Genomic DNA, 22,543 nt, shown 5'->3' with positions numbered 1-22,543 from the left:
GGCGCCGATGGCGCGGCTTCGTTTATGTCATGGCTTTTGCCGATCTGGATATCGAGACCACGAATTTCCAAACGCTCAGTGGGGCGAGAGGCCAGAATGCCGACAATCAGCCAGCTCATCCGCAAGCCGCGCTCGCCCGTGAAGGCGCGTAACACCGCCCCGGCGCTCGAGTCGTGCCCGCAGAAGCGCGGCGTGTGCACGCGCGTCTACACGACGACCCCGAAGAAGCCGAACTCCGCGCTCCGCAAGGTGGCCAAGGTTCGCCTGACGAACGGCTTCGAGGTGATCGGCTATATCCCGGGCGAGGGTCACAACCTTCAGGAGCACTCGGTCGTCATGATCCGTGGTGGCCGCGTGAAGGACCTTCCCGGCGTGCGTTATCACATCCTGCGCGGCGTCCTCGATACGCAGGGCGTCAAGAACCGCAAGCAGCGCCGCTCGAAGTACGGCGCCAAGCGTCCGAAGTAATTTTCTGCCCGACCGGCTGGGTCTTGAGACCCGGGCCGGTCCGCAGCGTTCCAGATTGACCGGAGACTAGACGATGTCCCGCCGCCACAGTGCCGAAAAGCGTGAAGTTATCCCGGACCCGAAGTTCGGTGATATCGTCGTGACCAAGTTCATGAACTCGGTCATGTACGAAGGCAAGAAGTCGACCGCCGAGCGGATCGTCTACGGTGCCTTCGACATCATCGAGGCCAAGACCAAGGCCGAGCCGCTCGGCGTCTTCAAGACGGCTCTCGAGAACGTCGCCCCGGCGATCGAGGTTCGTTCGCGCCGCGTGGGCGGTGCCACCTATCAGGTCCCGGTCGAGGTTCGCACGGAGCGCCGCCAGGCGCTGGCCATTCGCTGGCTGATCACGGCCGCCCGCGGCCGCAACGACAAGACGATGGTCGAGCGCCTCTCGGCCGAGCTGATGGACGCCGCGAACAACCGCGGCAACGCCGTCAAGAAGCGTGAAGACACGCACCGGATGGCGGAAGCCAACCGCGCCTTCTCGCACTACCGCTGGTAAGCGGCCGGCTGAACCGAGAGACAGAGCACGACCATGGCCCGTTCCCATCCCATCGATCGTTATCGCAACTTCGGCATCATGGCCCACATCGATGCGGGCAAGACGACGACGACCGAGCGCATTCTCTACTATACCGGCAAGTCGCATAAGATCGGCGAAGTCCATGACGGCGCCGCGACCATGGACTGGATGACGCAGGAGCAGGAGCGTGGCATCACGATCACCTCCGCCGCGACGACCTGCCTGTGGCGTGACCATCGCCTGAACATCATCGACACCCCCGGCCACGTCGACTTCACCATCGAGGTCGAGCGTTCGCTGCGCGTGCTCGATGGCGCGGTGTGCGTGCTCGACGGAAACCAGGGTGTGGAGCCGCAGACCGAGACGGTCTGGCGCCAGGCCGACAAATACGACGTCCCGCGCGTCGTGTTCGTCAACAAGATGGACAAGATCGGCGCCGATTTCTATCGCTGCGTTCAGGACATCATCGACCGCGTCGCCGGCAAGCCCGTTTGCCTTCAGATTCCGATTGGATCGGAGTCCGATTTCGCTGGCGTGATCGACCTCATCAAGATGAAGGCGATCGTCTGGAACGGCGAAGCGCTGGGCGCGTCCTTCGAGGAGAAGGACATCCCGGCCGACCTCGCCGACAAGGCTGCCGAGTATCGCAACAAGCTGGTCGAGGCCGCCGTCGAGATGGACGACGCGGCGATGGAGGCCTATCTCGAAGGCACCGAGCCCGACGCCGAGACGCTGCGCAAGCTGGTCCGCACGGCCGTCCAGCGCCGCGCCTTCCATCCTGTCCTCTGCGGTTCTGCCTTCAAGAACAAGGGCGTGCAGCCGCTGCTGGACGCGGTGGTCGACTTCCTGCCGTCGCCGATCGATCGCGGCGACATCAAGGGCATCGACTTCAAGACCGAGGAAGAGACCGTTCGTCACCCGACTGACGAAGATCCCTTCTCCATGCTCGCCTTCAAGATCATGGACGACCCCTTCGTCGGCACGATCACCTTCTGCCGGGTCTATTCCGGCAAGGTCGAGACCGGGCAGGGCGTCATCAACTCGACGCGCGACAAGAAAGAGCGCGTCGGTCGCATGCTGCTGATGCACGCGAACAACCGCGAAGACATCAAGGAGGCTTTCGCCGGCGACATCGTCGCCCTGGCCGGCCTGAAGGATGTCCGCACCGGCGACACGCTGTGTGATCCGGCTCAGGCCGTGATCCTGGAGCGCATGGAGTTCCCCGAGCCGGTCATCACGATCGCGATCGAGCCGAAGTCCAAGGCCGACCAGGAGAAGCTCGGCCTCGCCCTGTCGAAGCTCGCGAACGAGGATCCGTCCTTCCGCGTGTCGACCGACCAGGAGAGCGGCCAGACCATCCTGAAGGGGATGGGCGAGCTCCACCTCGACATCAAGGTCGACATCCTGAAGCGCACCTACAAGGTCGACGCCAATATCGGCGCTCCGCAGGTCGCCTATCGCGAGACGATCACCAAGAAGGTCGATATCGATTACACCCACAAGAAGCAGACCGGCGGCACGGGCCAGTTCGCCCGCGTCAAGTTCACGGTCGAGCCGAACGAGACCGGCAAGGGCTTCGAGTTCGAGTCGAAGATCGTCGGCGGCGCGGTGCCGAAGGAGTACATCCCGGGCGTCGAGAAGGGCCTCAACTCGGTCATCTCGTCGGGTGTCCTCGCCGGCTTCCCGGTGGTGGACGTCAAGGTCTCGCTGGTTGACGGCGCCTTCCACGAAGTCGACTCGTCGGCCCTGGCCTTCGAAATCGCCTCGCGCGCCGGTCTTCGCGAAGGCCTGCAGAAGGCCGGTTCGGTCCTTCTCGAGCCGATCATGAAGGTCGAGGTCGTGACCCCGGAAGACTACACCGGTTCGGTCATCGGCGACCTGAACTCGCGCCGTGGCCAGATCCAGGGCCAGGACATGCGCGGCAATGCCGTCGTGATCAACGCGATGGTCCCGCTGGCGAACATGTTCGGCTATGTGAACCAGCTGCGCTCGTTTTCGCAGGGCCGCGCGAACTACACGATGCAGTTCGACCATTACGAGCAGGTTCCGTCGGCGGTCGCCGCCGAGGTCCAGGCCAAGTACGCCTGACCGGAACCATCGACTGAACACTGAAGAATCGAACGGAGGCTACGATGGCCAAAGAGAAGTTTTCGCGGACGAAGCCGCACTGCAACATTGGAACGATTGGTCACGTTGACCATGGCAAGACGTCTTTGACGGCTGCGATCACGAAGGTTCTGGCGGAGACGGGCGGCGCGTCGTTCACGGCGTATGACCAGATCGACAAGGCTCCGGAGGAGAAGGCTCGCGGGATCACGATCTCGACGGCGCATGTGGAGTACGAGACGGCGAACCGTCACTATGCGCATGTCGACTGCCCCGGCCACGCCGACTATGTGAAGAACATGATCACGGGCGCGGCGCAGATGGACGGCGCGATCCTGGTTGTGTCGGCGGCTGACGGGCCGATGCCTCAGACGCGCGAGCACATCCTTCTGGCGCGCCAGGTCGGCGTTCCGGCGCTTGTGGTGTTCATGAACAAGGTGGACCTGGTCGACGATGCCGAGCTGCTCGAGCTGGTCGAGATGGAGATCCGCGAGCTTCTGTCGAAGTACGATTTCCCGGGCGACGACATCCCGATCACCAAGGGCTCGGCGAAGGTCGCGCTGGACAACGGCGACAAGGCGATCGGCCATGACGCGGTGGTCGCGCTGATGAAGACGGTGGACGAGTACATCCCGCAGCCGGAGCGTCCGATCGACCAGCCGTTCCTGATGCCGGTCGAGGACGTGTTCTCGATCTCGGGCCGCGGCACGGTGGTGACGGGCCGCGTCGAGCGCGGCATCGTGAAGGTCGGCGAGGAAATCGAGATCGTCGGCCTGAAGGACACGGTCAAGACGACGGTGACGGGGGTGGAGATGTTCCGCAAGCTTCTGGACCAGGGCCAGGCTGGCGACAACATCGGCGCGCTGCTGCGCGGCACGAAGCGCGAGGACGTGGAGCGCGGCCAGGTGCTGTGCAAGCCGGGTTCGGTGAAGCCGCACACGAAGTTCAAGGCCGAGGCCTACATCCTGACGAAGGAAGAGGGCGGGCGCCACACGCCGTTCTTCACCAACTACCGGCCGCAGTTCTACTTCCGCACGACGGACGTGACCGGCGTGGTCTCGCTGCCGGAAGGCACGGAGATGGTGATGCCGGGCGACAACATCTCGATGGAGGTGACGCTGATCGCCCCGATCGCGATGGAAGAGAAGCTGCGCTTCGCCATCCGCGAAGGCGGCCGCACCGTCGGCGCCGGCGTCGTCGCAAGCATCATCGCGTAACGCGTTTTCGTGAGGGCGAGGGCCCTTTCGGGCCTTCGCCTTTTCACGTCACGGAGAACATGAGACCATGAACGGTCAGAACATTCGGATCCGCCTCAAGGCGTTCGATCACCGTGTCCTCGACGCGTCGACCCGCGAGATCGTGTCGACGGCGAAGCGGACCGGCGCCCAGGTGCGCGGCCCGATCCCGCTGCCGACGCTCATCGAGAAGTTCACGGTCAACCGCTCGCCCCACATCGACAAGAAGTCGCGCGAGCAGTTCGAGATGCGGACCCACAAGCGGGTTCTCGACATCGTCGACCCGACCCCCCAGACGGTCGACGCCCTCATGAAGCTCGATCTCGCCGCCGGCGTCGACGTCGAGATCAAGCTCTAAGTCGGAGCTGGTCCATCTGACGAGGCACGATCCGCTTCGTCAGGACCATCTTCGGATCCAGTTTCAACGGGTCCTCTGTTTCCGGCATCCCCGGATGGACATGACCCCAAGGGAAGGTATGCACCGATGCGTTCCGGTGTGATTGCACAGAAAGTCGGGATGACCCGCATCTTCACGGATGCCGGCGAGCACATTCCCGTCACCGTGCTGAAGCTCGACAACTGTCAGGTCGTCGCGCATCGCACGGTCGAAAAGAATGGCTATGCCGCCGTTCAGCTCGGGTCGGGCTTGGCCAAGGTCAAGAACGTCTCGAAGGCGCAGCGCGGCCACTTCGCCGTCGCCAAGGTCGAGCCGAAGCAGAAGCTCGTCGAGTTCCGCGTGTCCGACGATGCGCTGATCCCGGTTGGCGCCGAGCTGACCGCCGACCATTTCGTGGTCGGCCAGTTCGTCGACGTCTCCGGCACCACGACCGGCAAGGGCTTCGCCGGCGGCATGAAGCGCTGGAACTTCGGCGGTCTGCGCGCCACCCACGGCGTCTCGGTGTCGCACCGCTCGATCGGTTCGACCGGTGGTCGTCAGGACCCTGGCAAGACCTTCAAGAACAAGAAGATGCCCGGCCATCTTGGCGCCGAGCGCGTGACCACGCAGAACCTGCGCGTCGTCCAGACGGACGTCGAGCGCGGCCTGATCCTGGTCGAGGGTGCGGTCCCCGGCGTCGCCGGCGGCTGGATCCATGTCCGCGACGCCGTCAAGCGGCCGCTTCCGAAGGATGCGCCGCTCCCGGGCAAGTTCAAGGCGGCCGGCGAGAGCAAGGCCGAGACCGTTGAGGCTCCTGCGGCCGCGGCTGAGGAGAACGTGTGATGAAACTCGATATCGTCACTCTCGAAGGCGGCAACGCCGGTTCGGTCGAGTTGTCGGATTCGGTGTTCGGCCTCGAGCCGCGCGCCGACCTGCTCGCCCGCATGGTGCGCTACCAGCTCGCCAAGAAGCGCGCCGGCACGCACAAGTCGAAGGGCCGTTCGGAAGTCGACCGCACCCGCAAGAAGATCTACAAGCAGAAGGGCACCGGCGGCGCTCGCCACGGCGCGGCTTCCGCTCCGCAGTTCCGCGGCGGCGGCAAGGCCTTCGGTCCGGTGGTGCGCGATCACTCGCACGACCTGCCCAAGAAGGTCCGCGCGCTGGCTCTGCGCCATGCGCTCTCGGCCAAGGCGAAGGACGCCGGCATCGTCATCATCGACGACGTCACGCTGTCCGAGCCGAAGACCAAGGTGCTGCTCGGCCATTTCGGCAAGCTCGACCTGTCGAGCGCGCTGATTGTCGGCGGCGCCGAGATCGACACCAATTTCGGCCTGGCCGCTCGTGCGATCCCGAATGTCGATGTGCTGCCGGTTCAGGGCATCAACGTCTATGACATCCTGCGTCGCGACAAGCTCGTCCTGACGCGCGCCGCCGTCGATGCGCTGGAGGCGCGCTTCAAATGAGCCAGTCCGCCAAGAACCTCGACCCGCGCCACTACGATGTGATCGTGGCGCCGGTTATTACCGAAAAGGCGACGATGCTCTCCGAGCACAACAAGGTCGTCTTCAAGGTCGCCAAGACCGCGACGAAGCCGCAGATCAAGGCTGCGGTGGAGAAGCTGTTCGACGTGAAGGTGAAGAGCGTCAATACGATCGTCACCGAAGGCAAGGTCAAGGTGTTCCGCGGCCGTCTCGGCCAGCGCTCGGACATCAAGAAAGCGGTCGTGACCCTCGAAGAGGGCCATTCGATCGACGTGACCACGGGCCTGTGAGGGAAGCACAATGGCTTTGAAGCATTTCAAGCCGATCACGCCGAGCCTTCGCCAGCTCGTGATCGTCGACCGCAGCGAGCTCTACAAGGGCAAGCCGGTCAAGAAGCTGACCGAGGGCAAGAGCTCCTCGGGCGGTCGTAACAACCTGGGCCGCATCACCGTCCGCTTCCGCGGCGGTGGTCACAAGCGCACGCTGCGCCTCGTCGACTTCAAGCGTCGCGGCAAGGCCGGGATCCCGGGCACGGTCGAGCGGATCGAGTATGATCCCAACCGCACCGCGTTCATCGCCCTGATCAACTATCAGGACGGCGAGCAGGCCTATATCCTGGCGCCGCAGCGCTTGGCCGTCGGCGACAGCATCGTCGCCGGTGACAGCGTGGACGTGAAGCCCGGCAACGCCGCCCCCATGGGCACGCTGCCGATCGGCACGATCGTCCACAATGTCGAGCTGAAGATCGGCAAGGGCGGCGCTCTGGCGCGGTCCGCGGGCAACTACGCCCAGATCGTCGGCCGCGACCAGGGCTACGTCATCGTCCGCCTCAACTCGGGCGAGCAGCGCCTGATCTCGGGTCTGTGCTACGCTACGGTCGGCGCGGTCTCGAATCCGGATCACATGAACCGCAACGACGGCAAGGCAGGTCGCTCTCGCTGGCTCGGCCGCCGTCCGCATAACCGCGGTGTCTCGATGAACCCGGTCGACCATCCCCATGGCGGCGGCGAAGGCCGCACCTCGGGTGGCCGTCATCCGGTCACGCCCTGGGGTCTGCCGACCAAGGGCAAGAAGACCCGCTCGAACAAGCGGACCGATACGTTCATCGTGTCGAGCCGTCACGCCCGCAAGAAGAAGAACTGAGGTCCGTCATGGCGCGTTCGCTTTGGAAAGGTCCGTTTGTCGACGGATACCTCCTGAAGAAGGCCGAGGTCGCCAGGACCTCGAGCCGTAATGAAGTGATCAAGATCTGGAGCCGTCGCTCCACGATCCTGCCGCAGTTCGTCGGTCTGACGTTCGGCGTTTACAACGGACAGAAGCACGTGCCGGTGGCCGTGTCCGAGGAGATGGTGGGCCACAAGTTCGGTGAGTTCTCGCCGACGCGCACCTTCCACGGCCATGCCGCCGACAAGAAGGCGAAGAGGAAGTAAGCCATGGGTAAAGCATCCGCCCCCCGTGCGCTGCCGGAGAACGAAGCCAAAGCGGTCGCCCGCAATCTTCGCGTCTCGCCGCAGAAGCTGAACCTCGTCGCTCAGCTCATCCGCGGCAAGAAGGTCGGGACGGCGCTGGCCGATCTCGAGTTCTCCCGCAAGCGCATCGCGACCGACGTTCGCAAGTGCCTGCAGAGCGCGATCGCCAATGCCGAGAACAACCATGACCTCGACGTCGACGATCTCGTCGTCGCCCAGGCCTTCGTCGGCAAGGCGCTCGTCATGAAGCGCTTCCACGCCCGCGCCCGCGGCCGTGGCGCCCGTATCATGAAGCCGTTCTCGAACATCACGATCGTGGTGCGCGAAGTCCAGGCTGCGCAGGCCTGAGGAGAGAACGATGGGTCAGAAAATCAATCCGATCGGCCTGCGCCTCGGGATCAACCGCACCTGGGATTCGCGCTGGTTCGCCCAGAAGGGCGAGTACGGCAAGCTGCTGCATGAGGACATGGCCATCCGCGCCGCCCTCATGAAGCTGCTGAAGCAGGCCGCGGTCTCGAAGATCATCATCGAACGCCCGCACAAGAAGTGCCGCGTCACCATCCACTCGGCGCGTCCGGGCGTGGTGATCGGCAAGAAGGGCGCCGACATCGAGAAGCTCCGCAAGGAAGTCTCGAAGCTCACCAAGGCCGACGTGACGATCAACATCGTCGAGGTGCGCAAGCCCGAGATCGACGCCACGCTGGTCGCCGACTCGATCGCCCAGCAGCTCGAGCGCCGCGTCGCTTTCCGTCGCGCCATGAAGCGCGCCGTTCAGTCGGCGATGCGTCTGGGCGCCGAGGGCATCCGCATCAACTGCTCGGGCCGTCTCGGCGGCGCCGAGATCGCGCGCCTCGAATGGTATCGCGAGGGCCGCGTGCCGCTTCACACGCTGCGCGCCGACGTCGATTACGGCGTCGCCACCGCCTTCACGACCTATGGGACGTGCGGCATCAAGGTCTGGATCTTCAAGGGCGAGATCCTCGAACACGACCCGATGGCCCAGGACAAGCGCCTTTCCGACGAAGGCAGCCGCTCCGGCGGCCGTGATCGCGACCACCGCGATCGCGATCGTCGCGAACAGGCTGCGTAAGGCTGATCGAGAAGAGCCATGCTGCAACCAAAACGCACCAAGTTCCGCAAGCAGTTCAAGGGACGCATCCACGGCGTCGCCAAGGGCGGCACGGACCTCAACTTCGGCCAGTTCGGCCTGAAGGCCCAGGAGCCGGAGCGGATCACCGCCCGGCAGATCGAGGCGGCCCGCCGCGCGATCACCCGCGCCATGAAGCGTGTCGGCCGTGTCTGGATCCGGGTGTTCCCGGACGTGCCGGTCTCCGCCAAGCCGACCGAAGTCCGCATGGGTAAGGGCAAGGGTTCGCCCGAGTTCTGGGCCGCCAAGGTCAAGCCCGGCCGGATCATGTTCGAGCTCGACGGCGTGTCCGAGGAGATCGCCCGCGAGGCGCTTCGTCTCGGTGCCGCCAAGCTGCCGATCAAGACGCGCTTCATCCAGCGCATCGCCGAGTAAGGGAGGACGACATGAAAAGCACACAGCGTCTGTCCGACCTGAAGGGCATGAGCACCGATCAGCTCCATGACGAGCTTCTGAAGCTCAAGAAGGAGCAGTTCAACCTGCGTTTCCAGCGCGCCACCGGCCAGCTGGAAAACACCGCCCGCGTCACCGAGGTCCGCAAGGACATCGCGCGCATCCGGACGCTGCAGCGGTCGAAGACCGTCGCCGCGAGCGCGTGAGGAGAGAGAAATGCCGAAGCGCGTCCTGCAAGGCGTCGTCGTCAGCGACAAGCAAAACAAAACTGTTGTCGTGAAGGTCGAGCGGCGTTATACGCACCCGCTCCTCAAGAAGACGGTTCGCCGCACCAAGAACTACCACGCCCATGATGAGGCGGGTGTGTTCAAGATCGGCGACACGGTGTGGATCGAGGAGTCCAAGCCGATTTCCAAGCTGAAAAGCTGGGTTGTGCTCGAGGACGCCCCCAAGGCGTGATTCGGGACGGCTTCGTCCGGCCCCGAATCACGGGGCAGGGCGGGGCGGAAAGAAGCCGGGCATGTGTCTCCGCAAAGGTGCCACGCACTTTTGCGGATCATGTTTTGTTTTGAGGCCAGGGGGCGATCGACCCCCGTCAGTCGTAGTCCCGCCGGCGCTGATGCCGCGCGGGAAACCGCCTGATACCACTAGGAAGGATCAAGGCCATGATCCAGGTGCAGACGAATCTCGACGTCGCCGACAATTCGGGCGCGCGCCGCGTGATGTGCATCAAGGTTCTCGGCGGATCGAAGCGCAAATACGCGGGTGTCGGTGACATCATCGTCGTTTCGATCAAGGAAGCCATCCCGCGCGGTCGCGTGAAGAAGGGCGACGTCATGAAGGCGGTCGTCGTTCGCACCGCCAAGGACGTGAAGCGCGCCGACGGTTCGGTGATCCGCTTCGACCGCAATGCGGCCGTGCTGATCAACAACCAGAAAGAGCCTGTCGGCACGCGTATCTTCGGACCGGTTCCGCGCGAGCTGCGCGCCAAGAACCACATGAAGATCATCTCGCTGGCGCCGGAGGTGCTGTAATGGCTGCGAAGATCAAGAAGGGCGACAAGGTCGTCGTGCTCGCTGGTCGCGACAAGGGCAAGACCGGTGAAGTCCTGCAGGTGATGCCGAAGGATGCCCGCGCCGTGGTGCGTGGCGTCAACCTGGTGAAGCGTCATACCAAGCAGTCGCAGACGTCCGAAGGCGGCATCATCTCGAAAGAGGCCACCATCGACCTGTCGAACATCGCCGTCGCCGATCCCAAGGACGGCAAGGCGACCCGCGTGGGATTCAAGGTGCTCGATGACGGCCGCAAGGTTCGTTTCGCCAAGCGTTCGGGGGATCTGATCGATGGCTGAGGCTCAGACCAGCGCGCTTACGCCGCGCATGAAGCAGCATTACGAGGACGTCGTTCGTCCCGCGATGATCAAGGAATTCGGCTACAAGAACGCCATGGAAGTGCCGACGATCGAGAAGATCGTCATCAACATGGGCGTTGGTGAAGCGACTGCCGACCGCAAGAAGGTCGACAACGCTGCCGGGGACCTTGCCATGATCGCCGGGCAGAAGCCCGTCATCACCAAGTCCCGCCTCGCGATCGCCGGCTTCAAGCTGCGCGAGAACATGGCGGTCGGCTGCAAGGTCACGCTGCGCAAGACCAAGATGTTCGAGTTCGTCGACCGGCTCGTCACCATCGCCTTGCCCCGCGTGCGCGACTTCCGTGGTCTCAACCCGAAGTCGTTCGACGGGCGCGGCAATTTCGCGCTCGGGATCAAGGAGCACATCGTGTTCCCCGAGATCAACTACGACAAGGTCGACCAGGTCTGGGGCATGGACGTGATCGTCTGCACGACTGCGAAGTCGGACGACGAGGCACGCGCTCTGCTCAAGCACTTCAACTTCCCGTTCCGGCAGTGAACTGACCGTTCAAACGCGGAAACCAGGAGAGATCGATGGCTAAGAAAAGCTCCGTCGAGACGAACGAGCGCCGCAGGGAGCTGGTGAAGAAATTCGCCGGCCGCCGCGCACGCCTTCTCGCGATCGCCAATGACGAAAACCAGCCCATGGACGAGCGTTTCCTCGCTCGCCTGAAGCTCGCCGAACTGCCGCGCAATTCGGCCAAGACCCGCATCCGCAATCGGTGCGAGGTGACGGGCCGTCCCCGCGCTTTCTATCGCAAGCTCAAGATGTCGCGTATCGCGCTGCGTGAGCTCGGTAACAAGGGGCTGGTTCCCGGCCTCGTGAAGTCGAGCTGGTAAGGAGACAGGACAATGACGATCATTGATCCGCTCGGCGATCTGCTGACCCGCATCCGCAATGCGCAGATGCGCCGCAAGTCCCGCGTGTCCACCCCCGGTTCGAAGCTGCGGGGCCGCGTGCTCGATGTCCTCCAGTCCGAGGGCTACATCCGCGGCTACTCGACGACCGAGTTCGGCAATGGCCGGACCGAGTTCGACATCGAGCTGAAGTATCACGAGGGCCAGCCGGTCATCCGGTCGATCTCCCGTGTCTCGAAGCCCGGCCGACGCGTCTATTCGTCGGTCGAGACCATGCCGCGCGTGGCCGACGGCCTTGGCGTGACGATTGTCTCGACCCCGAAGGGCGTCATGGCCGATCATGTGGCCCGCGAGCAGAACGTGGGCGGCGAAGTGCTCTGCAAGGTCTTCTGACCTTTCGGACGCCGCTCATTTTCAGGAGAGATCCAATGTCTCGTATCGGTAAAAAGCCGGTTCCCGTTCCCGCTGGCGTCACCGCCAACGTCGACGGCCAGCTGGTCAAGATCAAGGGCTCCAAGGGCGAGCTCTCCTTCCTGGTTCCCGAGGATGTCTCGGTGGCCATGGAGAACGGCTCGATCGCGGTTCAGCCGCGTTCGCAGTCGAAGCGCGCCCGCTCGCTCTGGGGCACCTCGCGCGCCCGCATCAACAACCTCGTGATCGGCACGACCGCCGGTTACGAAAAGCGCCTCGAGATCAACGGCGTCGGTTATCGCGCCGCTCTGGCCGGCAAGGTGCTGAAGCTGTCGCTGGGCTACAGCCACGACATCGACTACCCCATCCCGGAGGGCATTTCGATCACGGTGCCGAAGCCGACCGAGATCGTCGTCGCCGGTATCGACAAGCAGGTCGTCGGACAGATCGCCGCCGAGATCCGCGACTACCGCGGCCCCGAGCCCTACAAGGGCAAGGGCGTCAAGTACGCCGGCGAGTTCATCTTCCGCAAGGAAGGCAAGAAGAAGTAAGGACGCCAGCCATGAGCAAGCAGAACGATGTGACTGCGCGCCGCAAGGCTCGCGTCCGGCGCGCGATCAAGGCGGTCGCCAACGGCCGTCCGCGCCTCTCGGTGCACCGCACCGGCAAGCAGATCTACGCCCAGGTGATCGACGACGTGAAGGGGGTGACCCTGGTGTCGGCGTCGTCGCTGGACAAGGACCTGCGCAAGGACATCAAGTCCGGCGCGAATGTCGAGGCAGCCGGCCAGATCGGCAAGGTCCTCGCCGAGCGCGCGGTCAAGGCCGGCGTGACGGACGTGGTCTTCGACCGCGGCTCCTACCGCTATCACGGCCGCGTCAAGGCGCTGGCCGATGCGGCCCGCGAGGGCGGCCTCAGCTTCTGAGGTTTTCGGGTTCCGCCCGGCCCGGCATTCGCTGCCGGCCGGGCGGCGCCCGTTTTCAGGCTTCCCCGCGCAATGAGGCGAGGGGACAGGCTCGAGCGAGCGGCGGGGCAGCAGCCTCGTCCGCGCAAGTAAGAGGACAGACATGGCTAGAGAGCCGCGTGAGCGTAGGGACCGGGAACAAGAGGTTTCCGAGTTCGTGGACAAGCTCGTCCACATCAACCGCGTCGCCAAGGTGGTGAAGGGTGGCCGTCGCTTCGGCTTTGCCGCCCTCGTCGTCGTCGGCGACCAGAAGGGCCGCGTCGGCTTCGGCCATGGCAAGGCCCGTGAAGTTCCCGAGGCGATCCGCAAGGCGACGGAAGCTGCCAAGCGCGGCCTCGTCCGCGTTCCGCTGCGCGAGGGCCGTACCCTCCATCACGACGTCCAGGGCCGCCACGGCGCCGGCAAGGTCGTGCTGCGTGCGGCGCCCGCGGGTACCGGCATCATCGCCGGCGGCCCGATGCGCGCTGTCTTCGAAGCGGTCGGCATGCAGGACGTCGTGTCGAAGTCGCTCGGCTCCTCCAACCCGTACAACCTCGTGCGCGCCACCTTCGACGCGTTGAAGAACGAAGACAGCCCGCGCTCGGTCGCGGCTCGTCGCTCGCTCAAGGTTTCGGCCCTGCAGACCCGTCGCCGCGATGCCGGCACGGATGCGGCTGCGGAAGCGTGAGGAGGGGTTCGATGGCAAAGTCTGAGAACACCACCGTGACCGTCGAGCAGATCGGCTCCCCGATCCGCCGCGACGCCAGCCAGCGCCAGACCCTGATCGGTCTGGGGCTGAACAAGATTCGCCGCCGCTCGACCCTCCAGGACACCCCCGCGGTGCGTGGCATGGTCGAGAAGGTCAAGCACCTCGTGCGCGTCGTCGACGCGAAGTGAGGAGGCAGACACATGAAACTCAATGAGATTCGTGACAACGAAGGCGCGGCCAAGTCGCGCATCCGCGTCGGCCGTGGCATTGGCTCCGGCAAAGGCAAGACCGGTGGGCGCGGCGTCAAGGGTCAGAAGGCCCGCGCCGGCGTGGCGGTCAAGGGCTTCGAAGGCGGCCAGATGCCGCTGTATCGTCGCCTGCCGAAGCGCGGCTTCACCAACCTCTTCGCCAAGGATTTGAACGAGGTGAACCTCGGGCGCATCCAGCAGGCGGTGGAAGCCGGCAAGCTGGACGCCAAGGGCCCCGTGACCATCGAGGCGCTCGTCGCCGCCGGTGTGATCACCCGTCAGGCCAAGGACGGCGTGAAGATCCTCGGCCAGGGCGAGCTCAAGACGAAGCTTGCCTTCGAGGTCGCCGGTGCGTCGAAATCGGCCGTCGAGGCGATCGAGAAGGCCGGCGGTTCGGTCAAGATCCTGGCTGCCGCTTCACAGGCGTGAGCCTGACGCTTAAATGATGTTAGCGAACGGCGGCCAGGCCCTTGCGCCTCGGCCGCCGTTCGACTGTTTGACGCAAGGCATGCCCCCGCGATTCGCAGAGCGGATCCGGATGACGGCGTGCTTCACTGACGAGATTCAGGGACCAGACGCATGGCATCGGCGGCTGAACAGCTCGCGGCGAACCTCAACTTCGGGGCGCTCGCCAAGGCTGACGAACTCAAGAAGCGGATCTGGTTCACGCTGGGCGCGCTGATCGTCTATCGCCTGGGAACCTATATCCCGCTGCCCGGGATGAACCCCGATGCCGTCGCCGATCTCTTCCGGCAGACGCAGTCCGGCATGCTCGGCATGTTCAACATGTTCTCGGGCGGCGCGGTCGGCCGGCTCGCGATCTTCGCGCTGGCGATCATGCCGTATATTTCGGCCTCGATCATCGTCCAGCTGCTCTCCAGCGTGATCCCGACCTTCGAGAACCTGAAGAAGGAAGGCGAGCAGGGCCGCAAGATCCTGAACCAGTACACCCGATACCTGACGCTCGTGCTGGCGGTGTTCCAGGCCTACGCGATCGGCGTCGGCCTGCAGGGCTCCGGCAACCTTGTGCTCGAGCCCGGCCCGTTCTTCCTGGTCTCGACCACGATCACGCTGGTCGGTGGCACGATGTTCCTGCTGTGGCTCGGCGAACAGATCACCAGCCGCGGCATCGGCAACGGCACCTCGATGATCATCTTCGCCGGCATCATCGCGGAGTTCCCTTCGCAGCTCGCCCAGACCCTTGAACTCGGCCGCCAGGGTGCGATCTCGACCGGCCTGCTGCTCGGCATCCTGCTGATGGCGATCTGCGTCATCGCCTTCTGCGTGTTCATGGAGCGCGCGCAGCGCCGCCTGCTGATCAACTATCCCAAGCGCCAGGTCGGCAACCGCATGTATGAGGGCCAGACCTCGTTCCTGCCGCTGAAGCTCAACACCTCGGGCGTCATTCCCCCGATCTTCGCCTCCTCGCTGCTGCTGCTGCCGACGACGATCGCCAGCTTCTCGCAGGCGCAGGGCGGCACCGGCTTCCTGTCGACCGTGGCGACCTATCTCGCGCATGGCCGGCCGCTGTTCATGGTGCTCTACGCCGCGCTGATCATCTTCTTCTGCTTCTTCTACACCGCGATCGTGTTCAACCCGGTCGAGACCGCCGACAATCTGAAGAAGCATGGCGGCTTCATGCCGGGCATTCGCCCCGGCGAGCGCACGGCCGAGCATATCGACCGCGTGCTGACCCGCATCACGGTTCTGGGCGCAGGCTACCTGACGATCGTCTGCCTTATCCCCGAGTTCATGATCACCTATGCTCAGATCCCGATCATCCTGCTGGGCGGCACCTCGCTGCTCATCGTGGTGACGACGACGATGGATACCGTGGCGCAGGTGCACGGCCATCTGCTGGCCCATCAATACGAAGGCCTTGTCAAGAAGGCCAAGCTGCGAGGAGCGCGAAGGTAAGATGCGACTGATTTTCCTGGGGCCGCCGGGGGCGGGCAAAGGCACTCAGGCGACGCGCATCGTCGCGAAGCACGGCATTCCGCAGCTCTCCACCGGGGACATGCTGCGGGCCGCGGTGGCGGCCGGCACGCCGGTCGGCCAGAAGGCCAAGGCGGTGATGGATTCGGGCGGGCTCGTCTCGGACGAGATCGTCATCGGGATCGTCGCCGACCGGATCGAGGAGGCGGACGCCCGGAAGGGCTTCATCCTCGACGGCTTCCCGCGCACTTTGGCCCAGGCCGAGGCGCTCGACGGCATGCTCGAGAGCAAGGGCCTGAAGATCGACGCCGTGCTCGAGCTGGTCGTCGACCAGAGCAAGCTCGTCGATCGTATCGTCAAGCGCGCCGAAGAGGCGAAGGCCGCCGGCCAGCCAGTGCGCAAGGACGACGATCCGGAGGTCTTCAAGACCCGGCTCGACGCCTACAACCGCGATACCGCGATCGTGGCTCCCTATTACGAGAAGCGCGGCCAGCTGACCAAGATCGACGGCATGAAGCCGATCGACGAGGTCACGATTGCGATCGAGACGGCGCTCAGCGCGGCGGCCGAGACCCGCTGATCCACCTGGGAAGGAGGTTTCGACCTCCTTTCGGCAGCATGCCTCGTCTGGCATGTTTCTTGGGTAGACGGGTTGACTCGCGGCGGTCCAGCCGTTAACGACCCGCCATCCGGTTTCATGGGAGCGATGCCGTTGCCTTCGCGAGAAGGGACGACGTCGCGTTACTGCATGGAGCCGTTCAACGCCTCGCAAGGGCCGGCCTCCACCGGCGCGGGGCTTCTTTCACGAGCCGCAGGGCCATCGGGCGCTGGGGCCAACATGGAGACGAGAGCATGGCTCGTATCGCAGGCGTCAACATTCCTACCGGCAAGCGCGTCGTCATCGGCTTGCAGTACATCCACGGCATCGGCGCGGCCAAGGCCCAGGAAATCTGCCAGAAGGTCGGTATTGCCGATGAGCGCCGGGTCAACCAGCTGACCGACGCCGAAGTGCTTCAGATCCGCGAGACGATCGACCGCGACTACCTCGTCGAGGGCGACCTGCGTCGCGAAGTCTCGATGAACATCAAGCGCCTGATGGACCTCGGCTGCTATCGCGGCCTTCGCCATCGCCGTTCGCTGCCGGTCCGCGGCCAGCGCACCCATACCAACGCCCGCACCCGCAAGGGTAAGGCGAAGCCGATCGCCGGCAAGAAGAAGTAATTTTCGGGCAGTTGGCAGTCGGCAACAGGCAGTCGTTTTGCGATTGCCGGCTGCCAATTGCCGACTGCCGATCTATTCCCCAGCGCCTGGCATGACGGGCGCGCCTGAAGGACAAGAGAAGACATGGCCAAGGAAGCCCAGCGCGTCCGTCGTCGCGAACGCAAGAACATCGTCTCCGGCGTCGCGCATGTGAACGCCTCGTTCAACAACACCATGATCACCATCACCGACGCGCAGGGCAACACGATCTCGTGGTCGTCCGCCGGCACGATGGGTTTCAAGGGTTCGCGCAAGTCGACCCCCTATGCCGCTCAGGTCGCTGCCGAGGACGCCGCCCGCAAGGCTGCCGAGCACGGCATGCGCACCCTCGAGGTCGAAGTGACCGGTCCGGGTTCGGGCCGCGAATCGGCGCTGCGCGCTCTGCAGGCCGCGGGCTTCACCGTGACCTCGATCCGGGACGTGACTCCGATCCCGCACAATGGCTGCCGTCCGCGCAAGCGTCGCCGCGTCTGACGCCCGCCATTGCATGAGGCGCCCGCAAGGGCGGGCGCCTGTCCGGGGCGGCGGTGGCCGCCAGATGAATTCAGCACCAGGAGTGCGGTCGTGATCAGCAAGAACTGGCAGGATCTTTCCAAGCCCAACAAGCTCGAAGTGAAGGTCGGCGACGATCCGAAGCGTCAGGCGACCGTGGTGGCACGCCCGCTCGAGCGCGGCTTCGGCATGACGCTCGGCAACGCGCTGCGCCGCGTGCTGCTCTCCTCGCTCCAGGGCGCGGCCGTGACCGCCGTCCAGATCGACGGCGTTCTCCACGAGTTCTCCTCGATCCCCGGCGTCCGCGAGGACGTGACGGACATCGTGCTCAACATCAAGGCCATCGCGGTCAAGATGCAGGGCGAGGGCCCCAAGCGCATGACCCTGCGCAAGTCCGGCCCCGGCACCGTCACCGCGGGCGACATCAACACGGTCGGCGACGTCTCGATCCTCAATCCGGAGCTGGTGCTGTGCACGCTCGACGAGGGCGCCGAGATCCGCATGGAGTTCACGGTCAACACCGGCAAGGGCTATGTTCCGTCCGAGCAGAACCGGCCCGAGGATGCGCCGATCGGCCTTATTCCGGTCGACAGCCTGTATTCGCCGGTCAAGAAGGTTTCCTACCGCGTCGAGAACACCCGCGAGGGCCAGAACCTCGACAAGGACTCGCTGACGCTGCAGATCGAGACCAATGGTTCGGTCACGCCCGAGGACGCGCTGGCGCTGGCCGCCCGCATCCTTCAGGACCAACTCGCGGTGTTCATCACCTTCGAGGAGCCGCGCAAGGAAGAGGCCGTCTCGACCGCGCCGCAGCTTCCGTTCAACCCGGCTCTTCTCAAGAAGGTCGACGAGCTGGAGCTGTCCGTCCGCTCGGCGAACTGCCTGAAGAACGACAACATCGTCTATATCGGCGACCTCATCCAGAAGTCGGAAGGCGAGATGCTGCGCACCCCGAACTTCGGCCGCAAGTCGCTGAACGAGATCAAGGAAGTGCTCGCCACCATGGGCCTGCATCTGGGCATGGACGTCCAGGGCTGGCCGCCGGAGAACATCGAAGAGCTCGCGAAGCGCTTCGAGGAGCACTACTGAGAACGGCGGTGGGCAGTCGGCCCTAGGCAGTCGGTTTCCGGCGCCTTTCCCGACTGCCCATTGCCTGTTGCCGATTGCCCACCATCACAACGACCGGTCGTTCCGTGGCACGGCGACCGGAAAATCATAGGAGAGCCAAATGCGTCACGGTTTCCGCGGTCGTCGTTTCAACCGCTCGGTCGAGCATCGCCAGGCGATGTTCGCCAACATGGCCCAGGCCCTGATCAAGCACGAGCAGATCACCACCACGCTGCCGAAGGCCAAGGACCTGCGTCCCGTCGTCGAGAAGCTGGTGACGCTCGGCAAGCGCGGCGACCTGCATGCCCGCCGCCAGGCGATCGCGCAAATCAAGGACGCCGCTCTCGTCGGCAAGCTCTTCGCGGTGCTCGGCCCGCGCTACAAGGAGCGGAATGGCGGCTATCTGCGCATCATGAAGGCGGGCTTCCGCTTCGGCGACAACGCTCCGATGGCGATCATCGAGTTCGTGGATCGCGACGTTGACGCCAAGGGACAGGATTCGGGCCCGGTGTTCACGGCGGACGACGAGGCGGCCTGATCGGCCCGGCCTTGTTCACGAATGAGAGAAAGGCGGCCTCCGGGCCGCCTTTTTTACTTCGGCGTTAGCATTTGAGACGGCGTCGTTGGCGAGGGGGCCATGCACAGGCGGGGCAGAGGCGGTAGACAGCGAGATGATCAAGCAGACCTGTTATGTCAGCCTGTGCCAAGCGGGCGCGGATGGGCGTGTCCTCTCCATGTTCCGCGATATCCTCACGGTATCCCAGCGCAACAACCGCGCAAACGGACTGAGTGGCTACCTGCTCTTCGACAGGCACTATTTCGCACAGGTGCTCGAGGGCGACCCCAGGGTGGTGGATGCGACCATCGCGCGCATCAAGGATGACCCACGGCATCGCGACATCGTCTTGCTCGGCTATCGGGAACGGCGGGTGAGGCAGTTCGAGGGCTGGGCGATGGGCGGCGCCATGATCGAGGCCATCCACGATCGCGAGATCCTGCTGCGGCGCGGACTCGATTCCAAAGGGTGGCAGCGGAAGCTCGACGGCGAGGGGCTGATCAATCTTGCGCTTGATTTCGCCGCGTCGCGCAGCACCGACATATAGGCTCGCTGGTCAAAGCGCGGCCGCTGACCTATCTCTCCGGAGACTGCTTCGCCGGAGAGACATCATGGCCGCCCGCCGCCCCCTTGCCGTTGTCCTGCTCGCGACGCTGGCTTTGACCGGCCCTGCCGTTGCGCAGGCCCCGGCACGGCAGGTTCCGGAAAGTCGCGAGCAGGTCACGCTCTCCTTTTCGCCTCTGGTCAAGCGCACGGCTCCCGCCGTGGTGAACGTCTATGGCGCGCGCGTCGAGAAGCGCCCGCAGAACCCGTTCATGGACGATCCCTTCTTCCGCCGCTTCTTCGGCGACCGCGGTTTCGGCGTCGAGCGCGAGCGGGTGCAGCGCTCGCTCGGGTCGGGCGTGGTGGTGGACGCGGCTGCCGGGCTGGTCGTCACCAACAACCACGTCATCGAGAACATGAGCGAGGTGAAGGTCGCCTTCGCCGACAAGCGCGAGGTCGAGGCGAAGATCCTGCTGCGCGATCCACGCAGCGACCTTGCGGTGCTCAAGGTCGCGGACACGAAGAACCTGACGGCGATCGAGCTTGCCGATGCCGACGAGCTGGAGGTGGGCGACATCGTGCTGGCGATGGGCAATCCCTTCGGCGTCGGCCAGACGGTCACGCAGGGCATCGTCTCGGCGCTGGCGCGCACGCAGATCGGCGTGGGCGACGCGCAGTCCTTCATCCAGACGGATGCCGCGATCAATCCGGGCAATTCCGGCGGCGCGCTGATCGACATGAAGGGGCGCGTGGTCGGCATCAACACGGCGATCTATTCGCGCTCGGGCGGCAGCGTCGGCATTGGCTTCGCCATTCCTTCGGCGATGGTGCGCCTCGTCGTGGACAGCGCGAAGGCCGGCGCCAAGACGGTGCGCCGCCCCTGGTTCGGCGCACGGCTGCAGGCGCTCACTGCGGATGTCGCCGATGGGCTCGGCCTCGACCGCCCGGCGGGTTCGGTCGTCGCCAGCGTGGTCGAGAGGGGGCCGGCAGATCAGGCGGGCCTGCGGCGCTCGGACGTCATCCTGGCGGTCGATGGGGTGCCGGCGGACGATCCGGAGGCTTTCGGCTACCGCTTCGCGACGCGGCCGATCGGCGGCACCACGATGCTCACCGTGCTGCGCGGCGGCAAGCGCATCTCGGTGCCGGTCAAGCTCGTCCCGGCGCCCGAGACGCGGCCGCGCGAGATGGTGAAGCTGACCAGCCGCTCGCCGCTGGCGGGGCTGACCGTGGCGAATCTCTCGCCTGCGCTCGCCGAAGAGCTCTCGGTCGAGACCGGCAATGAAGGCGTCATCGTCGCCGAGATCGAGGAGGGCAGCACCGCGGCGCAGGTCGGCTTCCAGAAGGGCGACCTGATCAAGGCGCTCAACGGCGAGAAGATGCTGAGCTCCCGCGATGTCGAGGCAGCGCTGAAGGAGCGCCGGCGCGCCTGGGAGGTGACGATCACGCGCGGCGGCCAGACGATCACCTCGGTCTTCCCCGGGTGAGCGATCTGTTTTCCGCTTCGGGGCTGGACAAGTCAGGCCCGCGCCCGCTCGCAGACCGGCTGCGGCCGACGACGCTCGCCGAGGTGGCGGGACAGGAGCACCTGACGGGGCCGGATGGCGCCCTGACGCGGCTCGTTGCGTCGGGTACGCTCGGCAGCCTGATCTTCTGGGGGCCGCCGGGGACCGGCAAGACGACGGTGGCGCGGTTGCTCGCCGGGCAGGTCGATCTCGGCTTCGAGCAGATCAGCGCGATCTTTTCCGGCGTCGCCGACCTCAAGAAGGTGTTCGAGGCGGCGCGCGGGCGCCGGCTCGGCGGCAAGGGCACCCTGCTCTTCGTCGACGAGATTCACCGCTTCAACCGGGCGCAGCTCGACGCCTTCCTGCCGGTGATGGAGGATGGCACGATCACGCTGATCGGCGCCACGACCGAGAACCCATCCTTCGCGCTCAATGCCGCGCTCTTGTCGCGGGCCCGCGTGATGACCTTCAAGGCGCTGGACGAGGGCTCGCTGCTCTTCCTGCTCGGCCGGGCCGAGGTGCTGGAGAACCGGGAGCTGCCGCTGACGCCGGAGGCGAGGCTCGCGCTCGCCCGCTTCGCCGATGGCGACGGCCGCGCAGTGCTGACACTGGCCGAGGAGCTCTGGCGCGCCGCCAAGCCCGGCGAGATCCTCGACGAGCATGGCCTGTCCGAGGTGATCCAGCGCCGCGCGCCGATCTACGACAAGGCGCAGGACGGCCACTACAACCTGATCTCCGCGCTGCACAAGACGATTCGTGGCTCCGACCCCGATGCGGCGCTCTACTATTTCGCCCGCATGCTCGACGCCGGCGAGGATCCGCGCTTCCTGGCGCGGCGGTTGGTCCGGATGGCGGTCGAGGATATCGGGCTGGCCGATCCACAGGCGCTGATCCATGCCCGCGCCGCCGCCGAGACCTATGAGCAGCTCGGCACTCCCGAGGGCGAGCTGGCGCTGGCCAATTGCGTGATCTACCTGGCGACCGCGCCGAAATCGAATGCGGCCTACAAGGCCTACAAGGCCGCCGTCCGCGTTGCGAAGGACCGCGGCTCGCTGATGCCGCCCAAGACCATCCTCAATGCGCCGACGCGGCTGATGAAGGACGAGGGCTACGGCGCCGATTACGCCTATGACCACGACCAGCCGGAGGCCTTCTCCGGCCAGAACTACTGGCCCGACCTGCTCGGTCGCCAGCGCTTCTACGATCCTCCGGAGCGCGGCTTCGAGCGCGAGCTCCGCAAGCGGCTGGAGTATTGGGAGAAGCTCAGGCTGGAGCGCGGCGGCCAGCCGTAGGCCGCCTGCGGGATCCCATCCGAGGCGGGTCGCCAC

Annotated in this window: 34 protein-coding genes; all 34 read left to right on the top strand. The window is 65.2% G+C overall.

Annotated features, from left to right (window positions below; genetic code table 11):
• Positions 1 to 96: 96 nt before the first annotated feature.
• Complete coding sequence (rpsL, locus tag BW981_RS11405; protein WP_038358286.1) at positions 97 to 468, top strand: 30S ribosomal protein S12; 372 nt, start codon at positions 97 to 99, stop codon at positions 466 to 468.
• A gap of 73 nt (positions 469 to 541) precedes the next feature.
• The gene (rpsG, locus tag BW981_RS11400) at positions 542 to 1,012 is read left to right on the top strand and encodes a 30S ribosomal protein S7 (RefSeq protein ID WP_076439205.1); all 471 of its coding nucleotides are present in this window, start codon (positions 542 to 544) and stop codon (positions 1,010 to 1,012) included.
• Positions 1,013 to 1,045: 33 nt separating this feature from the next.
• Positions 1,046 to 3,121: an elongation factor G gene (fusA, locus tag BW981_RS11395; protein ID WP_076439203.1), complete on the top strand. Its 2,076-nt coding sequence runs from the start codon at positions 1,046 to 1,048 to the stop codon at positions 3,119 to 3,121.
• A 44-nt stretch (positions 3,122 to 3,165) separates the two neighbouring features.
• Positions 3,166 to 4,356: an elongation factor Tu gene (tuf, locus tag BW981_RS11390; RefSeq protein WP_076439201.1), complete on the top strand. Its 1,191-nt coding sequence runs from the start codon at positions 3,166 to 3,168 to the stop codon at positions 4,354 to 4,356.
• 67 nt (positions 4,357 to 4,423) lie between these two features.
• Positions 4,424 to 4,732, top strand: a complete 309-nt coding sequence (rpsJ, locus tag BW981_RS11385) for a 30S ribosomal protein S10 (protein ID WP_038365384.1) — start codon at positions 4,424 to 4,426, stop codon at positions 4,730 to 4,732.
• A 126-nt stretch (positions 4,733 to 4,858) separates the two neighbouring features.
• On the top strand, positions 4,859 to 5,593 hold the full coding sequence (gene rplC, locus BW981_RS11380; protein WP_076439199.1) for a 50S ribosomal protein L3: 735 nt from the start codon (positions 4,859 to 4,861) through the stop codon (positions 5,591 to 5,593).
• Entirely contained in the window at positions 5,593 to 6,213 is a 621-nt protein-coding gene (rplD, locus tag BW981_RS11375; protein WP_076439197.1) for a 50S ribosomal protein L4, read from the top strand. The genes rplC and rplD overlap by 1 nt, the downstream gene beginning before the upstream one ends.
• Positions 6,210 to 6,521 (top strand): 50S ribosomal protein L23, encoded by a 312-nt coding sequence (locus tag BW981_RS11370; protein WP_076439195.1) that lies wholly within the window; start codon positions 6,210 to 6,212, stop codon positions 6,519 to 6,521. Before rplD ends, BW981_RS11370 begins: the two co-directional genes overlap by 4 nt.
• A gap of 10 nt (positions 6,522 to 6,531) precedes the next feature.
• Positions 6,532 to 7,374: a 50S ribosomal protein L2 gene (gene rplB, locus BW981_RS11365; RefSeq protein ID WP_076439192.1), complete on the top strand. Its 843-nt coding sequence runs from the start codon at positions 6,532 to 6,534 to the stop codon at positions 7,372 to 7,374.
• Positions 7,375 to 7,382: 8 nt separating this feature from the next.
• On the top strand, positions 7,383 to 7,661 hold the full coding sequence (gene rpsS / locus BW981_RS11360; RefSeq protein WP_076439190.1) for a 30S ribosomal protein S19: 279 nt from the start codon (positions 7,383 to 7,385) through the stop codon (positions 7,659 to 7,661).
• 3 nt (positions 7,662 to 7,664) lie between these two features.
• Entirely contained in the window at positions 7,665 to 8,048 is a 384-nt protein-coding gene (gene rplV, locus BW981_RS11355; RefSeq protein WP_076439188.1) for a 50S ribosomal protein L22, read from the top strand.
• Between the two features lie 10 nt (positions 8,049 to 8,058).
• Entirely contained in the window at positions 8,059 to 8,790 is a 732-nt protein-coding gene (rpsC, locus tag BW981_RS11350) for a 30S ribosomal protein S3 (RefSeq protein ID WP_076439186.1), read from the top strand.
• 18 nt (positions 8,791 to 8,808) lie between these two features.
• Positions 8,809 to 9,222, top strand: coding sequence for a 50S ribosomal protein L16 (gene rplP, locus BW981_RS11345; RefSeq protein ID WP_076439184.1), 414 nt, complete (start codon positions 8,809 to 8,811; stop codon positions 9,220 to 9,222).
• An 11-nt stretch (positions 9,223 to 9,233) separates the two neighbouring features.
• Entirely contained in the window at positions 9,234 to 9,446 is a 213-nt protein-coding gene (rpmC, locus tag BW981_RS11340) for a 50S ribosomal protein L29 (protein ID WP_076439182.1), read from the top strand.
• Between the two features lie 10 nt (positions 9,447 to 9,456).
• Positions 9,457 to 9,699 carry a 30S ribosomal protein S17 gene (gene rpsQ, locus BW981_RS11335; RefSeq protein ID WP_076439180.1) on the top strand — a complete coding sequence of 81 codons (243 nt, stop codon included), beginning with the start codon at positions 9,457 to 9,459 and terminating at the stop codon, positions 9,697 to 9,699.
• Positions 9,700 to 9,905: 206 nt separating this feature from the next.
• Entirely contained in the window at positions 9,906 to 10,274 is a 369-nt protein-coding gene (rplN, locus tag BW981_RS11330; protein ID WP_055730187.1) for a 50S ribosomal protein L14, read from the top strand.
• On the top strand, positions 10,274 to 10,591 hold the full coding sequence (gene rplX / locus BW981_RS11325; protein WP_076439178.1) for a 50S ribosomal protein L24: 318 nt from the start codon (positions 10,274 to 10,276) through the stop codon (positions 10,589 to 10,591). Before rplN ends, rplX begins: the two co-directional genes overlap by 1 nt.
• Positions 10,584 to 11,150 (top strand): 50S ribosomal protein L5, encoded by a 567-nt coding sequence (gene rplE / locus BW981_RS11320; RefSeq protein ID WP_076439176.1) that lies wholly within the window; start codon positions 10,584 to 10,586, stop codon positions 11,148 to 11,150. The genes rplX and rplE overlap by 8 nt, the downstream gene beginning before the upstream one ends.
• Positions 11,151 to 11,185: 35 nt before the next feature.
• Positions 11,186 to 11,491, top strand: coding sequence for a 30S ribosomal protein S14 (gene rpsN / locus BW981_RS11315; RefSeq protein WP_076439174.1), 306 nt, complete (start codon positions 11,186 to 11,188; stop codon positions 11,489 to 11,491).
• Positions 11,492 to 11,503: 12 nt separating this feature from the next.
• Complete coding sequence (rpsH, locus tag BW981_RS11310; RefSeq protein ID WP_076439172.1) at positions 11,504 to 11,902, top strand: 30S ribosomal protein S8; 399 nt, start codon at positions 11,504 to 11,506, stop codon at positions 11,900 to 11,902.
• Between the two features lie 35 nt (positions 11,903 to 11,937).
• Entirely contained in the window at positions 11,938 to 12,471 is a 534-nt protein-coding gene (gene rplF, locus BW981_RS11305) for a 50S ribosomal protein L6 (RefSeq protein WP_076439170.1), read from the top strand.
• Between the two features lie 11 nt (positions 12,472 to 12,482).
• Positions 12,483 to 12,845 carry a 50S ribosomal protein L18 gene (gene rplR, locus BW981_RS11300; protein ID WP_076439167.1) on the top strand — a complete coding sequence of 121 codons (363 nt, stop codon included), beginning with the start codon at positions 12,483 to 12,485 and terminating at the stop codon, positions 12,843 to 12,845.
• Between the two features lie 142 nt (positions 12,846 to 12,987).
• On the top strand, positions 12,988 to 13,551 hold the full coding sequence (rpsE, locus tag BW981_RS11295) for a 30S ribosomal protein S5 (RefSeq protein WP_076439165.1): 564 nt from the start codon (positions 12,988 to 12,990) through the stop codon (positions 13,549 to 13,551).
• Between the two features lie 11 nt (positions 13,552 to 13,562).
• Positions 13,563 to 13,760 (top strand): 50S ribosomal protein L30, encoded by a 198-nt coding sequence (gene rpmD, locus BW981_RS11290; RefSeq protein ID WP_076439163.1) that lies wholly within the window; start codon positions 13,563 to 13,565, stop codon positions 13,758 to 13,760.
• A gap of 12 nt (positions 13,761 to 13,772) precedes the next feature.
• Complete coding sequence (gene rplO, locus BW981_RS11285) at positions 13,773 to 14,249, top strand: 50S ribosomal protein L15 (protein ID WP_076439161.1); 477 nt, start codon at positions 13,773 to 13,775, stop codon at positions 14,247 to 14,249.
• Positions 14,250 to 14,399: 150 nt separating this feature from the next.
• Positions 14,400 to 15,737, top strand: a complete 1,338-nt coding sequence (secY, locus tag BW981_RS11280) for a preprotein translocase subunit SecY (RefSeq protein WP_076439159.1) — start codon at positions 14,400 to 14,402, stop codon at positions 15,735 to 15,737.
• A 1-nt stretch (position 15,738) separates the two neighbouring features.
• Complete coding sequence (locus BW981_RS11275; RefSeq protein WP_076439157.1) at positions 15,739 to 16,335, top strand: adenylate kinase; 597 nt, start codon at positions 15,739 to 15,741, stop codon at positions 16,333 to 16,335.
• Positions 16,336 to 16,607: 272 nt separating this feature from the next.
• The gene (gene rpsM / locus BW981_RS11270) at positions 16,608 to 16,976 is read left to right on the top strand and encodes a 30S ribosomal protein S13 (RefSeq protein WP_076439155.1); all 369 of its coding nucleotides are present in this window, start codon (positions 16,608 to 16,610) and stop codon (positions 16,974 to 16,976) included.
• A gap of 123 nt (positions 16,977 to 17,099) precedes the next feature.
• Entirely contained in the window at positions 17,100 to 17,489 is a 390-nt protein-coding gene (gene rpsK / locus BW981_RS11265; RefSeq protein ID WP_043237079.1) for a 30S ribosomal protein S11, read from the top strand.
• A gap of 90 nt (positions 17,490 to 17,579) precedes the next feature.
• A complete protein-coding gene (locus BW981_RS11260) occupies positions 17,580 to 18,596 on the top strand; it encodes a DNA-directed RNA polymerase subunit alpha (RefSeq protein ID WP_076439153.1) in 1,017 nt (338 codons plus the stop codon).
• A gap of 139 nt (positions 18,597 to 18,735) precedes the next feature.
• Positions 18,736 to 19,152 carry a 50S ribosomal protein L17 gene (gene rplQ, locus BW981_RS11255; RefSeq protein WP_076439151.1) on the top strand — a complete coding sequence of 139 codons (417 nt, stop codon included), beginning with the start codon at positions 18,736 to 18,738 and terminating at the stop codon, positions 19,150 to 19,152.
• 133 nt (positions 19,153 to 19,285) lie between these two features.
• The gene (locus tag BW981_RS11250; protein ID WP_076439149.1) at positions 19,286 to 19,717 is read left to right on the top strand and encodes a BLUF domain-containing protein; all 432 of its coding nucleotides are present in this window, start codon (positions 19,286 to 19,288) and stop codon (positions 19,715 to 19,717) included.
• Between the two features lie 64 nt (positions 19,718 to 19,781).
• Positions 19,782 to 21,197 (top strand): DegQ family serine endoprotease, encoded by a 1,416-nt coding sequence (locus tag BW981_RS11245; RefSeq protein WP_076439147.1) that lies wholly within the window; start codon positions 19,782 to 19,784, stop codon positions 21,195 to 21,197.
• Positions 21,194 to 22,507 (top strand): replication-associated recombination protein A, encoded by a 1,314-nt coding sequence (locus tag BW981_RS11240; protein ID WP_076439145.1) that lies wholly within the window; start codon positions 21,194 to 21,196, stop codon positions 22,505 to 22,507. Before BW981_RS11245 ends, BW981_RS11240 begins: the two co-directional genes overlap by 4 nt.
• Positions 22,508 to 22,543 lie beyond the last annotated feature (36 nt).

It is taken from the genome of Allobosea sp. TND4EK4, from assembly GCF_900156025.1.
Lineage (GTDB): Bacteria > Pseudomonadota > Alphaproteobacteria > Rhizobiales > Beijerinckiaceae > Allobosea.
This window is presented reverse-complemented; position numbering and strand designations above follow the sequence as displayed.